Source organism: Desulforamulus ruminis DSM 2154 (assembly GCF_000215085.1).
GTDB lineage: Bacteria > Bacillota > Desulfotomaculia > Desulfotomaculales > Desulfotomaculaceae > Desulfotomaculum > Desulfotomaculum ruminis.
The window spans coordinates 3,338,613-3,352,183 of record NC_015589.1 but is presented as its reverse complement, the minus strand read 5'-3'; the positions used below and the strand labels follow the sequence as shown (position 1 = coordinate 3,352,183).

At 45.0% G+C, this 13,571-nt stretch carries 12 protein-coding genes, 2 riboswitches and 1 other annotated feature; of the genes, 9 read left to right on the top strand and 3 right to left on the bottom strand.

Annotated elements, in window-relative coordinates; genetic code table 11:
- Window positions 1–305: 305 nt before the first annotated feature.
- The 7 genes from DESRU_RS16595 to ileS all read left to right on the top strand — a co-directional run bounded on the left by DESRU_RS16595 (window position 306) and on the right by ileS (window position 10,644).
- Window positions 306–1,106: a class I SAM-dependent methyltransferase gene (locus DESRU_RS16595; protein WP_013843243.1), complete on the top strand. Its 801-nt coding sequence runs from the start codon at window positions 306–308 to the stop codon at window positions 1,104–1,106.
- A 709-nt stretch (window positions 1,107–1,815) separates the two neighbouring features.
- Window positions 1,816–2,529 (top strand): hypothetical protein, encoded by a 714-nt coding sequence (locus tag DESRU_RS16590; RefSeq protein WP_013843242.1) that lies wholly within the window; start codon window positions 1,816–1,818, stop codon window positions 2,527–2,529.
- Between the two features lie 216 nt (window positions 2,530–2,745).
- Complete coding sequence (locus DESRU_RS16585) at window positions 2,746–5,358, top strand: HEAT repeat domain-containing protein (RefSeq protein WP_013843241.1); 2,613 nt, start codon at window positions 2,746–2,748, stop codon at window positions 5,356–5,358.
- Window positions 5,359–5,754: 396 nt separating this feature from the next.
- Window positions 5,755–6,168, top strand: a complete 414-nt coding sequence (locus tag DESRU_RS16580; RefSeq protein WP_041275462.1) for a MarR family winged helix-turn-helix transcriptional regulator — start codon at window positions 5,755–5,757, stop codon at window positions 6,166–6,168.
- A gap of 6 nt (window positions 6,169–6,174) precedes the next feature.
- Window positions 6,175–6,534, top strand: a complete 360-nt coding sequence (locus DESRU_RS16575; protein ID WP_013843239.1) for a rhodanese-like domain-containing protein — start codon at window positions 6,175–6,177, stop codon at window positions 6,532–6,534.
- Window positions 6,535–6,734: 200 nt separating this feature from the next.
- Window positions 6,735–7,472, top strand: a complete 738-nt coding sequence (locus tag DESRU_RS16570; RefSeq protein WP_013843238.1) for an MBL fold metallo-hydrolase — start codon at window positions 6,735–6,737, stop codon at window positions 7,470–7,472.
- A 93-nt stretch (window positions 7,473–7,565) separates the two neighbouring features.
- Window positions 7,566–7,792 (top strand) — a binding site (T-box leader).
- Window positions 7,793–7,851: 59 nt separating this feature from the next.
- The gene (gene ileS, locus DESRU_RS16565; protein ID WP_041275854.1) at window positions 7,852–10,644 is read left to right on the top strand and encodes an isoleucine--tRNA ligase; all 2,793 of its coding nucleotides are present in this window, start codon (window positions 7,852–7,854) and stop codon (window positions 10,642–10,644) included.
- A 58-nt stretch (window positions 10,645–10,702) separates the two neighbouring features.
- Here ileS and DESRU_RS16560 read toward each other — a convergent pair whose 3' ends face one another.
- The 3 genes from DESRU_RS16560 to DESRU_RS20985 all read right to left on the bottom strand — a co-directional run bounded on the left by DESRU_RS16560 (window position 10,703) and on the right by DESRU_RS20985 (window position 11,559).
- On the bottom strand, window positions 10,703–10,948 hold the full coding sequence (locus tag DESRU_RS16560; RefSeq protein WP_013843236.1) for an alpha/beta-type small acid-soluble spore protein: 246 nt from the start codon (window positions 10,946–10,948) through the stop codon (window positions 10,703–10,705).
- A 207-nt stretch (window positions 10,949–11,155) separates the two neighbouring features.
- Window positions 11,156–11,305, bottom strand: coding sequence for a hypothetical protein (locus DESRU_RS20990; protein WP_187290586.1), 150 nt, complete (start codon window positions 11,303–11,305; stop codon window positions 11,156–11,158).
- Between the two features lie 80 nt (window positions 11,306–11,385).
- Complete coding sequence (locus DESRU_RS20985) at window positions 11,386–11,559, bottom strand: hypothetical protein (protein WP_187290585.1); 174 nt, start codon at window positions 11,557–11,559, stop codon at window positions 11,386–11,388.
- Window positions 11,560–11,796: 237 nt separating this feature from the next.
- Window positions 11,797–11,900, top strand: a riboswitch (glycine riboswitch).
- 3 nt (window positions 11,901–11,903) lie between these two features.
- Window positions 11,904–11,991: riboswitch (glycine riboswitch) on the top strand.
- Between the two features lie 95 nt (window positions 11,992–12,086).
- Between DESRU_RS20985 and gcvT the strand changes: the two genes are divergently transcribed.
- Window positions 12,087–13,181 (top strand): glycine cleavage system aminomethyltransferase GcvT, encoded by a 1,095-nt coding sequence (gene gcvT / locus DESRU_RS16550; RefSeq protein ID WP_013843235.1) that lies wholly within the window; start codon window positions 12,087–12,089, stop codon window positions 13,179–13,181.
- A 3-nt stretch (window positions 13,182–13,184) separates the two neighbouring features.
- Window positions 13,185–13,571: a glycine cleavage system protein GcvH gene (gcvH, locus tag DESRU_RS16545; RefSeq protein WP_013843234.1), complete on the top strand. Its 387-nt coding sequence runs from the start codon at window positions 13,185–13,187 to the stop codon at window positions 13,569–13,571.

The window sequence follows — 13,571 nt, the reverse complement described above, 5'->3', positions numbered from 1 at the left end:
TACCGGATCTATTATTTCGTTCTATTTGTTACCAAACCCTTTTGGAATTATGAAGCCATTATAACGGAAGATATTAAACTGCCTATAAAATATTTTTAAAAATTTTATAAAAAGCCTAAAAGTGGTTTTTTATGCTTAATTTTTTCGTTTGCAGTGCCCGTCTGAAGGAAAAGATTCCCTGCAGGTTATTGACTGAAGTTTTTTAGAAAGCTATAATTAGCGAAAATGATAATCGTTATCGTTTAGATGAATGTCTTTCTTTTTATTGTAAGGATGGATGAAAGAAAATGAAGGAGTGAAGGAGGATGCGGCAGAAATTGGGAGGCGTGCCGGAAACCATGCTGATCCCGTTATGGGCCAAGGCCGTGGAGGCCCAACGGGACGATCCCATTGTAAAGGATGAATACGCCCTTAAAATGATGAGGGCAATTGATTATGATTTTTCCAAGTTTGAGCGGGCCCGGATGTCTCAGGTGGGAGTCATGGTAAGAACCGAATTGCTGGATAAGGCTGCGCAAGCATTTATCCAACGGCATCCGGATGCGGTCATCATCAATATCGGTTGCGGCCTGGATACCCGGTTTTTCCGTCTGGATAACGGCAGAATCCGCTGGTATGAACTGGATCTGCCGGAAGCCATGGAGATCCGGAAACGGTTTTTTGAGGAAACGGACCGGTATAAGATGATTGCCAAATCGGTCTTTGATTTTACTTGGCCGGATGACATTGAGCGTACCAATGAAGGGGTTCTCATTATTGCCGAAGGGATCTTGATGTATTTTACGGAGCAGGAAATTCAAAATCTGTTGAATAAGCTGGTGGAGGCATTCCCTCGTGGGGAAATGCTGATGGAAATTCTGTCGCCGTTGCTGGTAAATCGAAGCAAACACCATGACGCAGTAAAAAAAATGAACGCTCAGTTCCTGTGGGGTGTAAAAGATGGCAGGCAGGTGGAAAAATTCAACCCGAGGATTCGTCTTTATGATGAATGGAATTATTTTGATTATCATAAAAGAAGATGGCGCTGGCTGGGATGGCTGGCAACAATTCCGGCATTTAAACGCAATTTTAACAATAAGATTATTCATTTACACTTTGTTAAATAGGATTAAAATATAAATAATTGCTCCTGGCCAAGGTCCACAGTTGTTCTTAGATACCTTTCGGGGTATATAATCTTGGGCTGGCGTGTATCAAGCACGGCAGTCCTTTTGTTATATCTAACTATGGGATGAACTATACAACGTGAGACAATATCAATAAAAAACAACATAAATAAATTTTATTTTTTAAAAATATAAGCATTTAAATTTTAAAAAATATGAAATGTTTTGTTGAAATTTGTTTAAATGTTTTTGTGTAAGTTAAAAAGAAAATTTAAACATTTTTAGAGAAAAATAACTAAAATCATTTTAGATTGTTGAAAAGCCCCCTTTTTTAATAAAACACTTCCAGAAACCCTGTTTAATATGAGGGATTTGAGAGGTCTATTTTTTAAATATGAGGTTTGTCAACAGTCTGTAAATGATTTATTTTTTAGTGGGCATGGCGGATCGTTTGATAGTTGCCAAGCCTTAAAAAGGGAGTATTTTGAATATTCTAATATTAATTTTGTAGAGGTGAAAAATTGACTTTTAATCAAGTACTCTCCGCGACTTCTCAAAAAGTAATAGTGATTTGTAGGCAAACGGGTACAGCCTCAACCTTGTTCCCAAAAGATGCCTCCAAAAGCACTATTACAAATCTATTTAACCATTTTTTAAGTCTACCTGCAATTACCAAAAAGTTTATACTATAAAATTAAGGAGGTTTCCCATGAGATCCTTTAAGCGGAACTTAAGTCTTTTAGTTGTATTTGTTTTATTAATAAATTTACTATTGCCAGTTACGGGTGCGTTTGCGGATTATGCTAATAATTCTGCAGTTTCTAGTAATTTAAACCAAAATGAAGAACAGACAATTTTATCTAGTGAGATATTTGATGACGAAAGTTTAACGAGTATATCAGATACAAATAGTGAAATCAATGTAAATGAAAATCAATTTTTAGATAAAGACGTTGAAGACTTAAAATCTCATATAGATAAGGTAGAGCCTCAAGCCGTACCTGTTTTGGTATATGCTACTGTTATTCTTTCACGTATTGGTGATAAGTTTGTTACAGCTATACAACGTGTTGCAGCCTCACCAGCAGGTCAACTTGCATATAAAAATTTCAATTCGAGTAATTTTAGGCACAATTTAATTGTTAAAACGGATGGTGACCCAACTACTAAATATCAAGCACATCATATATTTCCTCAAAAGTTTGCTAACCAATGGAGTAGATTAAATTTTAATAATTGTGATCCCAAATATGGTACATGGGTTGAAACCCCTTACTATCAATCCATAAGCACCAAATATAATAATGCGTGGACGGATTTTTTTAGACCATATGACCTTAATGGGACTACTCCAACGTTACAAGCAATACTTAGCCATGGTAGAGAGCTTACAAAAGCGTATAATCTTGAGAGATATTTCTAAATATTATCTATAGAATAATTCTGGTTTAATAAGTTGGGTGTAAAAGTTTAGAAAACTTTTACACCCAACTTACAACACTTAGATAGAGAACATTATAAAATGGTTTAGAGATAACCAATTTAGATGTAAGTTTTTTATTATAAATTTTTAGCCTCATTCCTAGATTATAATTATTTTATAAAAAAGCTTATTTCTACGGAGAAGGTAGGAAGCAATATGAAATCAACAGAATTGTTAATTAAAAATTTACGAGACGTATACTGGAAAAATCGTGTTAATGCTGCTATTGAACTAGGGGAAATAGGTGATCCTATTGCGATATTTCCCTTAATTGAAGCACTAAAGGATGAAGAGCGGGTAGTTAGTCAAAGTGCTGTAGAAGCACTTGGGAAAATAGGAAGTCCTGCTATAATACCTTTAATTCATATTCTTGCTGACGAAAATCATTGGGAAATTAGAAGTGAAGTAGAGGATGCCTTAATTAAAATAGGCAAGCCAGCGGTAAGGGCGCTAACTAGATTGCTTAAAAATTGTAATGAATCTTTTTTTATAAGTGCAGCAAATGTCCTAGGACAAATCGGTGACCCGGAAGCAGTTTTACCACTTATTGATGCTTTAGAAGAAGGAAATCTTCTTATTCGAGGAGACGCTATTAGTGCTTTAGGTAAAATAAGGGATAAAAGAGCAGTTTCCTCGATTATTAACGATATAAAAAAGCATGGAGCTTCCCTGGAGTCAATCAAAGCTCTGGGTGAATTGCGCGATCTATCGACAATTCCCTTTTTAATTAACATGTTAAGAAATAAAGAACGTTGGGTTGCTGCCGAGTCTCTGGGGAAAATGGGAAAAGCTGCAGTGATGCCGCTTGCAGTATTATTAAATAATAAAGAATTCAATGGACAGGGAGTAGTGGCGGTAGCTTTGGGACATACAGGGAGCAAAGAAGCGGTTACCCCCTTGATAACAGCAATTAGAGACAAAGGCCCAATTGCAAGCTGGAGGGCAGCCAGAGCTTTAGTAGAGATTGGCGAGGCCTCTGTAGATCCACTGATAAAAATGCTTAATGAAGAAAATGATTATATAAGAATGTTGGCAGTCGATTCCCTAAGCCAAATCAGCGATAAGCGGGTTGCTCAGCCTCTTGAGAAATTGGTTAAAAATGAGGATAATGGGAATATAAGGCATATTGCGTTGAAAGTATTAGATAGGCCACAAACAAAAAATGTTTCTCTGCCTACATGTGAAAGAAAAGATATAATAAAGAATGTATTTGTTCTTGAATTAGGTCTCATGGAGCGTTTTTTTAGAGCTGCATTAGCAGATGATATACTTTATTTAAGTTGGAAAGATATAGCCAGTCTTAAAAGAGGAGATTTGAATCCGCCAATTCCGGTTCCTTACCGGTATGCCGGGGGAAGAACTGTACCCGAGGATTTTGTCTGGTGTGATGGTGGATTTATTATATCTGATCGCATAAAGGAACTTTTTACTGCCCATAATTTTACCGGGTGGAAAACATATCCAATAAACCTGTACGATAAAAATGGCAAATTAATAAGTGGTTATCATGGTTTTGCAGTTACCGCTAAAGTTGGGCCAATTGATTATTCGCGATCTGAAATTATCGCTAAACCGCCCATAATAATTGGAAAACCCAATATAGTTAAGAAAGGTCTATATTTCGATGAAAACAGCTGGGACGGTAGTGATTTTTTATTTGCAGGATATATTTTAGTTACGAGACCGGTGGTGGAAGCTTTACGGAAAGCCGTCCCTAAAGTAAAAAACTGGAGGGCTATCCCTGTGTCTCAATATGAAAGGTCGATCATTTTTGATGCTGTTGAACCGGAATTTTTGACAGAAAAGGAAAGAGATAAAATAAATGAATTAAGAAGAGAGTTTAAAATAGAACACAAACAGAGTTTAGCAAGAACCACAGAAACTCTTGTTCAGAGGGAAGTAAATGGTAAGCAGCTTTTAATACTTCTTAAATCTATAGTTCAAAATCAATGTATGCTGACAACGATAAGTGACCAAAGTTTTTGTGCAGAAATTTTAAAATCTTTGAGAGAAACTGAGACAGCTAAATTAATTAACGCTTTAGAAAATAAGGATGAGGAAGTTAGAATAGGAGCAGCTTGGGCTCTGGGGAGGCTAAGAGTAAAAAAGGCTGTTGATCAACTACTAAAAGTACTAGGAGATGAGGATGAACAGGTGCGGAGAGAGGCCGTGTTGGCTCTAGGCGAGATAGGCGATTCTAGAGCTGTTATGCCACTTATAGATATACTGGAAGGAGAAGACACATCATATGTTCGGTGTACTGCAGCAAAGGCTTTGGGAACACTTGGTGGGATAAAAGCTAAGCAATCACTGATTTCCGCACTTAAAAATGAAGATGAGATATTTGTACTAAATGAGGTTGCAAAGGTACTGGGCAAATTCGGTGATCCTAGTGCAGCTTTCTACCTTATTGAATTATTCGGGAATGAAGACAGCAACTTGGCTGAACATATTAGAGAGGCTCTGGTAGACATTGGGCAGCCGGTGCTGATTCCACTGATTCAGTCCATTGACAATGGTCTTCCATTGATACGAGGAAGAGCGGCATGGACCTTAGGTCTAATGGGTGAACGAGAAGCCGTTTTACCACTTATTGACCGGCTGAAAATTGAAGAAGACCCCGAGATACTTTCGTTTATAGTTGAAGCATTGGGCTTATTGGGTGATAAACGGGCTGTCAAGCCCATACTTAACATTGTTCAAAGGATCCAAACCGAAAGTGTCCATGATCAAGCTGATCTCGCAATTCAAAAAATCCTTAGGAAATAAATTTTATGGAGACATCTTCATATAGACGAAAAGCCCAAAAATTTTAATAAAAAGTATATTAATTACTGTAATGGACTGAAACTTGATCAGACAAGGAACAAAGCCTGACAAAAGCGTATAGCAGCTATATGCTATTGACGTGGTGATAAATAATGGATATGAATGAACTGTGAAAAACGAAAATCAATTGTTCCCTTTTTGACGTTGTCAAAGAAGTGACCCACTTGTTTTATTCCAAATGCAAGTGGGTTTACCATGTCTTTTAGTAAAAATTGAACATACAAACTTATCATTAAGATTCGATATGCCGTCTACTATCAAGAACTTGACAAAGTAAATTTAATAAAATAAACTTATAATCAGTAAAACTTATTATTTGCATGGTGATTAATGCTGATGAAAATAGAAGAATCTTTGGGATTTAAACTGGCAAAGGCATCACAACGTATGTTTGCGCTTTTTGAAGACCATCTAATACGGGCCGGCATCACATCCAAACAAAATGGAGCGATGCTGCTTATCCACGAACACCCAAGCTTAACGCAAAAAGAGATTGCCAATATTCAACGGGTCGACCAGACCACCATGGGACAGATCATCGATCAGCTTGAAAAAAAGCGGTTTGTAATGCGCGTGAAGCATCCAACGGACAGGAGAGCCTATTGTCTCGTCTTAACGGATGCCGGTGAAGAGTTGATTACATCTTTGTGGGCCGACATGAAGCGTTGTGAGGCGGTGTTCCTGCAAAAGCTTAATCAGGATGAAATCGAACAATTATTTAAATTGTTAGATAAAATTGAAGGGGAGTAGGAAGCGATGAGTAATATGGATTATTTTAAAGCAAAAGTCGAGGCTTCCATCAGCCCTATGGACTTTACCCATGCATCCAAGGCCGAACCGGACAAGTTCTTGCTGGTTGATGTGCGCAATGCGCCGCCACATATCATGAAGCAGAAAATTGCGGGAGCAAAGCACCTTCCTCTGGCCCAACTTGCGGAAAAACTGGATGAGCTGCCGAAAGATAAAACAATTGTTGTCTACTGCTGGGAAACATGGTGCAACATGGCTGCCAAAGCGGCGATTATATTATTGGAGAAGGACTACGACGTTCTTGAGCTGGCGGGTGGTATTGCAGCCTGGACAACGATGGGATTTCCCGTTGAATCAGTAGAATAATAGTCCGAAATGTCTTGAAGTCGAGTGTTTGAAATGCTCGACTTCTTCGCTATTTATGAATGGAGAATTGAGTTTCTTTGGGCAGGATATCCTATTAATATCCAGAAAATAGTATAGAAACATAAAAGTGGGAAGCTGTAGAATGACTCCGAGGGAAGGCGGGGCCCAAAGGACGGCCTCCACGAAGGGAGCAGCCATCAATGAAAGTAGCCAATGGCGTAGCAATGCTGGAAATAGCGGCCAATGTCATGGGTGCGCCGAGGCGCATTTATCCAACCCTGCTCTGGGAAGGGGATACGGTGATTTTAGTGGATGCAGGATATCCCGGACAATGGCCTTTAATCCGTGAGGCCATGGAGCAGGCCGGCATGGCCGCCGATCAACTTAACAAGGTGATCATCACGCATCATGATGTAGATCATGTGGGGAGCCTCCCGAATATTGTGCGGGAATGCCCGCGGGTTCAAGTGCTGGCCCATGAGCAGGAAAAGTCTTATATCCAGGGTGAAAAACAGCCGGTTAAAGTGGCCCGGCTGGAGAGTCAGTTGGACTCCCTGCCGGAAGAAATGAAATCCCTCTATGAAAAACTCAAGGCCAGTTTTGAAAATCTAAAAACCCCTGTGGACCGGACGTTAACCGCCGGCGAGGAATTGCCCCACTGTGGCGGGATCACGGTGATTTACACTCCCGGGCATACCCCGGGACATATCTCCCTGTATCTCCGGCAGAGTAAGACCCTGATTACCGGGGACGCCCTGCTGATTGAAGAGGGACGCCTTCTCCCCATGTCACAGCACATTCATTGGGATGCGGAGCTGGCTGCCAAGTCGCTGCAAGAACTGACGCAATACGACATTCAGGCGGTCATTTGCTACCATGGCGGTCTGTACAAGGACAATCCTAACCGGCGCATTGCGGAACTGGCCTCCGGACACTAATTTATGGCCAAGGCCGAAGGGCTTCCCAAGCAGGCAATATTGACCCCTGTGTCGGATTTATGTATAATAGTGCTGTTTAGGATAAATTACTGTTGATCACCGTGGAACGGGAAAGTAAAGGGAGCAGGATCTGTGCAGAGAGTCCGGGAAAGGTGTAATCCGGGCCAGGACCGTCCTTTGAAAATCACCCGGGAGGTGCCTTTGCCCAAACCGGAAGGGGAGTAGGCAGGGCCGGCCGCACCGCCGTTACGGGTGTTTCGAGTGTCAGGAGATTTCCTGTTCATGAGGGTGGTACCGCGGGTAATTAACTCGTCCCTTTTGGGGGCGGGTTTTATTTTATCCCTATTGAATTTATTGAATCGGAGGAGTGAGGGTATTGGTGGACTACAGCAAAACCTTGAATTTGCCTCAGACAGAGTTTCCCATGCGGGGAAACCTGCCTCAGCGGGAACCTGAAATTTTAAAATACTGGTCTGAAATCGGCCTGTACAACAAGGTACAGGAAAAGAACAAGGGCAAGACCAAGTACATTCTTCATGACGGTCCCCCCTATGCCAACGGACACATCCACCTGGGTCATACCTTGAATAAGGTACTCAAGGATATGGTGGTGAAGTACCGGTCCATGCGGGGGTATGATGCGCCCTATGTGCCCGGCTGGGATACCCATGGTCTTCCCATTGAGCAGCAGGCCATCAAGGCCCTGGGCATTAACCGCCATCAGGTGGACCCGGTGGAGTTCCGCAACAAGTGCAAGGATTACGCCCTGAAGTTTGCCAACATTCAAAGTGAGGAATTTCAGCGGCTGGGCGTGCGGGGGGATTGGGAGCGCCCTTATTATACCCTGCTGCCCCAGTACGAGGCCACGCAAGTCCGGGTTTTTGGCGAAATGGCTAAAAAGGGATATATTTATAAGGGCCTGAAGCCGGTTTACTGGTGCGCCAGTTGCGAAACCGCCCTGGCGGAGGCCGAAGTGGAATACGGGGATAAAACATCGCCCTCCATTTACGTTAAGTTTCCGGTGAAAGAGGGAAAAGGGATTTTGCCGGAAGACGCCGCGGTGGTGATCTGGACCACCACGCCCTGGACCCTGCCCGCCAACGTGGCTATCAGCGTGCATCCGGAATTTGAATACGTTTTGGCCCGGGTGAAGGGACAAAAGGTCGTGGTGGCCAAGGAACTGCTGGAAGCCTTCAAAGAGGTAATGGAGGCGGAGGAGGCCGAGATTCTGGCCACCTTTAAAGGGGAGCAGTTGGACCGGGTGGTTTGCCGGCACCCCTTTGTGGACCGGGATTCCCTGGTGATTCTGGGCGAGCATGTCACCCTGGACGCCGGCACCGGCTGTGTTCATACGGCGCCGGGACATGGCGAGGAAGACTTCCTGGCGGCCAAACAATACGGACTGCCGGTCCTCTCTCCCCTAGACAACCGCGGTAAATTTACCGCGGAAGGGGGCAAGTTCCAGGGCCAGTTTATACTGGACGCCAACAAATCGGTGATTGAAGAACTCCAAGAGCAGGGCGCCTTGCTGGGCCTGGGCAATATTAAACACCAGTACCCCCACTGTTGGCGCTGCAAGCAGCCGGTTTTCTTCCGGGCCACCGAGCAGTGGTTTGCTTCGGTGGAGGGTTTCCGCCGGGAGACCCTGCAGGCCATCCGGAATATCAAGTGGGTTCCGGCCTGGGGAGAGGACCGCATCTATAATATGGTGGAGGGCCGCGGCGACTGGTGTGTTTCACGCCAGCGCATCTGGGGCGTACCCATTCCCATTTTTTACTGCAACCACTGCGGCAAGGAAATCATTACTGAAGAAACCATTGCCCATATCCAGCAGTTGTTTAAGGAGCACGGTTCGGATATCTGGTTTGCCAAAGAGGCCAATGAACTGGTGCCCCCCGGCTTGAACTGCCATCACTGCGGGAAAGGCGGCGACTTCCGTAAGGAAACCGATATTATGGATGTCTGGTTTGATTCCGGCTCCAGCCATCTGGCGGTTTTGGACCAACCGGAGTTGTGGCCGGAATTGCAGCGGCCGGCGGACCTTTATCTGGAGGGCAGCGATCAGCACCGGGGCTGGTTCAATTCTTCCCTGTCCACCTCGGTTGCGGTAACCGGCAAGCCTCCTTATAAAACCGTACTGACCCATGGCTTTACGGTGGATGAAAAGGGACGCAAGATGTCCAAATCCCTGGGCAATGTGGTGGATCCGTTAAAAATCATCAATCAGATGGGGGCCGATATCCTGCGCCTCTGGGTTTCCTCCGCGGATTACCGGGGAGATTTGGCGTTATCCCAGAATATCCTTAAGCAGATGACCGAGTCCTACCGCAAGATTCGCAATACCGCCCGTTTTCTGCTGGGCAATCTCTATGATTTTGACCCGGCCAAAGACAAAGTGGCTTACCGGGATCTGCCGGAGCTGGACCGGGTGGCCCTGATGGAACTGAACAAGTTGATTAAGCGGGTGCTGGCGGCCTATGAGGACTACGAGTTCCATGTGGTTTATCATGCCATTCACAATTACTGTGTGCTGGATCTCAGCGCCTTTTATCTGGATATTATCAAGGACCGTTTATATACGGCGGTGCCCGCCTCCCTTGAACGCCGGGCTGCCCAGACGGTACTTTGCGAAGTGCTGGATGCCCTGGTGCGGCTGCTGGTGCCGGTTTTAACCTTCACCACCGAAGAAATCTACCGGCACATGCCGGTTGCCGGTGAAAGGCTGGCCAGTGTTCAAATGCTGGATATGCCTGAAGCCAATGTGGAATATATTGATGTGGAGTTGGAGAAAAAGTGGGACCGGGTAAAGGAGATCCGTAAAGAAGTTTTGAAGGTGCTGGAAACCGCCCGTCAGAACAAAATTATCGGCAACGCCCTGGAGGCCCAAGTGGATCTTTACGCCCACGGGGACACGGCCGAGTTCCTTCGGGCTATGGCTGCTGAACTGGCCACCATTTTTATTGTTTCCGGCGTATCTCTGCATCCCCTGGCGGAAGCACCTGCTGAAGCTGCCCGAGCGGAAGGAATGGAACTGGCGGTGGCGGTGGCCCCTGCCGGCGGCGCCAAATGCGAGCGTTGTTGGATGTATGCCGAAGGGATTGGCAGTGATCCTGAAAACCCGACCCTCTGCCCCCGTTGTGCCGGCGTGGTGCAGGAACATCACCAAGTGTAACAATATTTAAGAGAGCGAACTCCAGGGTTCGCTCTCTCATGTTTTTTCTATGGAATTTCTATTTTATGCCCTGCCTCAGGGCATCCAGATCAATTAACCCCTTTTTGGCCCGCTGGGTGATGATTCCCCCAATACGTCCCGACTCTATGGAAGTTAACCCACCCCAACCTTCGCGCCGAACCTTTTCAGCCAGACCCAGTTCTTCGGCGATTTCCAATTTCAACAGATCCATGGGGGTAGGCTTTTTTTCTTTTTTAGCCCGGGATTTCATTTTTTCCTTTGAATTCTTAATTCCTGCGTTCATACTGCCTCCTTGAAGCGGAAACCCTCCCCAAGGGAGGGCTGGATTTTAAAAATCAAGGTATTCGGTGTATCATAGGGTATAATGCCCTCCTATGGCCCCCAAAATACATTCGAAATTCCATACGTTGCTGTGGATGCAGTGATGAATCCAGGGATAAGGAGAAAATAAGAGGGCCTTTGCGGCCCACTAAAAATAAATTTATCCAGCTTACCGATCAGAAGCATGTTGATTAATGCCAGGGCAGGGGCAGCTTCCGGGGCAGGTACATTTCCCTCCGAAATGATACCCTAGGAAATACCCGGATAAAAGCAAAATAACAACACCAAAGACAGTAACAATAGTCTTTTTATCAATCATTCTATTCACCCCCTAGTAGGATGAATATTGGCTTTTATTCTAAATAATTCCAATTTGAAAAAATAAATAAAAAGGTCTTCTTAAATGACGAAACCCCCCCGAAGGAGGGTTTCTTTAGACAAAGCCCATAAAAACTGTGCACCGATCACAGGGTTTACCGTATAGCCAACGGCAATCTTTCGATTGCCTGCGGCCATTGGAAAACCCGCGATGATCTTGTCGATCATTACAGATCGAAAGTCTGAAATCATCATTGATAAAAACAGACCACGAATCCTTAACCCATAAAGGAGGATTATTTCGATACTGTAATCATCTTGGCTCAGCCTTATGAACTTTGATGCTGGTAGTATAACCCCGGCAGGAACAAACTATTAATGAATCCGGTTGGTAATATTTTCTGTAAAATTATAAAAATATTTTTTCATTAAGAGGATTTTGGCAGGACTAAAAAGAATAAGGCCAAAGTGGAAAGATCAATAAAACTGCGGATGATGGCCGTGGGAGAGACCCTTGCGGGGGCGCCGAAGGAGCAAACCGGTTTCTTGAGGGAGAAACCCGTTAAACTCTCAGGCAAAAGGACTGTGGCCGGACGTACCTCTGGAGAGTTCCTGCATAAGATGGACCAGCGGGACACCAAAGGGGAAACTTCTCGGAGAAGTCATCTCTCAGGTTAAAGGACAGAGTTTATACCGGCAGCGGTATAACTCCGTCCTTTTATATTCCCGGCTTGGCGTAAGATGTTGAAGCCCGGAACATACTAAACTTAGGAGGTGACGTGGTGGCAGACATGAAAGTAACGCCTCTCTACAATGTCCACCAGCGTGCAGGAGCTAAAATGGTTGAATTCGGGGGTTGGCTGATGCCAATCCAGTATGAGGGAATTTTGAAAGAGCATCAGGCTGTGAGAACGGCCGCCGGATTATTTGATGTTTCCCATATGGGGGAAATCGAAATTACCGGGCAAGAGGCGGCTTCCTTTATACAAAGAATGATTACCAATGATTTGACCCGCTTGAGTCCCGGCGGGGCCCTTTACACGCCCATGTGCCATCCCGGAGGCGGTACGGTGGATGATTTACTGGTCTATAGGCTGGAAGATCACCGCTACCTGCTGGTGGTCAATGCTTCCAATGTGGCCAAAGATTATCAATGGCTTAAGGATCATGCCCCGGAAGGCGTAAAGGTGACCGACGTTTCCGAGAGCACCGTTCAATTGGCTCTTCAGGGGCCTTTGGCCTTAAAAATTTTGCAAAAATTAACTTCTGTTAACCTCAGTGAAATAAAATATTTTTACTTTGTGCATGGTCCGGTAGAAGGGGTGCCCTGCTTAATCTCCCGTACCGGATATACCGGTGAGGACGGCTTTGAGCTTTATTTTGCGGCGGAGCAGGCTGAAAAAGTCTGGCAGGCCATCTTAGACGCCGGGGTGGAGGAAGGGGTTAAACCCGTTGGCCTGGGGGCCAGAGACACCCTGCGCTTTGAAGCCTGCCTGGCCTTGTATGGTCACGAATTAAGCGACAGTATTTCACCCCTTATGGCCGGACTGGGCTGGACCGTAAAGTTTAACAAGGGCGAGTTTGTAGGCCGGGAAAACCTGCTTAAAGAGAAGGAAGCGGGAATCAGTCATAAACTGGTGGGCCTGGAAATGCTGGACCGGGGGATTCCCCGCCAGGGCTATCCTGTCAACAGGGAGGGCCGGGAGGTGGGCTGGATTACCTCCGGAACCTTTGCACCCACCCTGGGGAAAAACCTGGGGTTAGCGTATGTTCTGGCACAGTGGGCGGAAATCGGCAGCGAACTGGACGTAGTGGTTCGCGGCAAGCCGTTAAAGGCCCGGGTTGTGCCTAAACCATTTTATAAACGGGAGGTCTAATGAATGAATATACCAGCGGAATTAAAGTACAGCAAAGAGCACGAGTGGGTTAAAGTTGAAGGAAACCGGGCCACCATCGGCATCACGGATTTTGCCCAGGAGTCCCTGGGAGACATCGTATTTGTGGAACTGCCCGCTGTAGGGGATGAATTGGAAAGGGAAGAGACCTTCGGGGTGGTGGAGTCTGTAAAAACCGCCAGCGATTTATATTCCCCGGTGAGCGGCAAAGTGGTGGAAATCAACGAAGAACCGGTGGATTCCCCCGAAGTGGTCAATCAGGACCCCTATGGCAAGGGCTGGATGATCGTGATTGAAATGACGGAGCCGGCTCAACTGGATGATTTAATGACCTCGGAACAATATAAAGCTATGGTGGAAGAAGGGAACTAG

What these genes read in the sequence shown, in the direction of transcription:
- gcvH (WP_013843234.1), top strand. Translation starts at nt 13,185, where the DNA reads ATGAATATACCAGCGGAATTAAAGTACAGCAAAGAGCACGAGTGGGTT.
- DESRU_RS16595 (WP_013843243.1), top strand. Translation starts at nt 306, where the DNA reads ATGCGGCAGAAATTGGGAGGCGTGCCGGAAACCATGCTGATCCCGTTA.
- DESRU_RS20985 (WP_187290585.1), bottom strand. Translation starts at nt 11,559, where the DNA reads ATGATGATTTCAGACTTTCGATCTGTAATGATCGACAAGATCATCGCG.
- DESRU_RS16580 (WP_041275462.1), top strand. Translation starts at nt 5,755, where the DNA reads ATGAAAATAGAAGAATCTTTGGGATTTAAACTGGCAAAGGCATCACAA.
- DESRU_RS16590 (WP_013843242.1), top strand. Translation starts at nt 1,816, where the DNA reads ATGAGATCCTTTAAGCGGAACTTAAGTCTTTTAGTTGTATTTGTTTTA.
- DESRU_RS20990 (WP_187290586.1), bottom strand. Translation starts at nt 11,305, where the DNA reads ATGATTGATAAAAAGACTATTGTTACTGTCTTTGGTGTTGTTATTTTG.
- DESRU_RS16560 (WP_013843236.1), bottom strand. Translation starts at nt 10,948, where the DNA reads ATGAACGCAGGAATTAAGAATTCAAAGGAAAAAATGAAATCCCGGGCT.
- DESRU_RS16585 (WP_013843241.1), top strand. Translation starts at nt 2,746, where the DNA reads ATGAAATCAACAGAATTGTTAATTAAAAATTTACGAGACGTATACTGG.
- DESRU_RS16570 (WP_013843238.1), top strand. Translation starts at nt 6,735, where the DNA reads ATGAAAGTAGCCAATGGCGTAGCAATGCTGGAAATAGCGGCCAATGTC.
- DESRU_RS16575 (WP_013843239.1), top strand. Translation starts at nt 6,175, where the DNA reads ATGAGTAATATGGATTATTTTAAAGCAAAAGTCGAGGCTTCCATCAGC.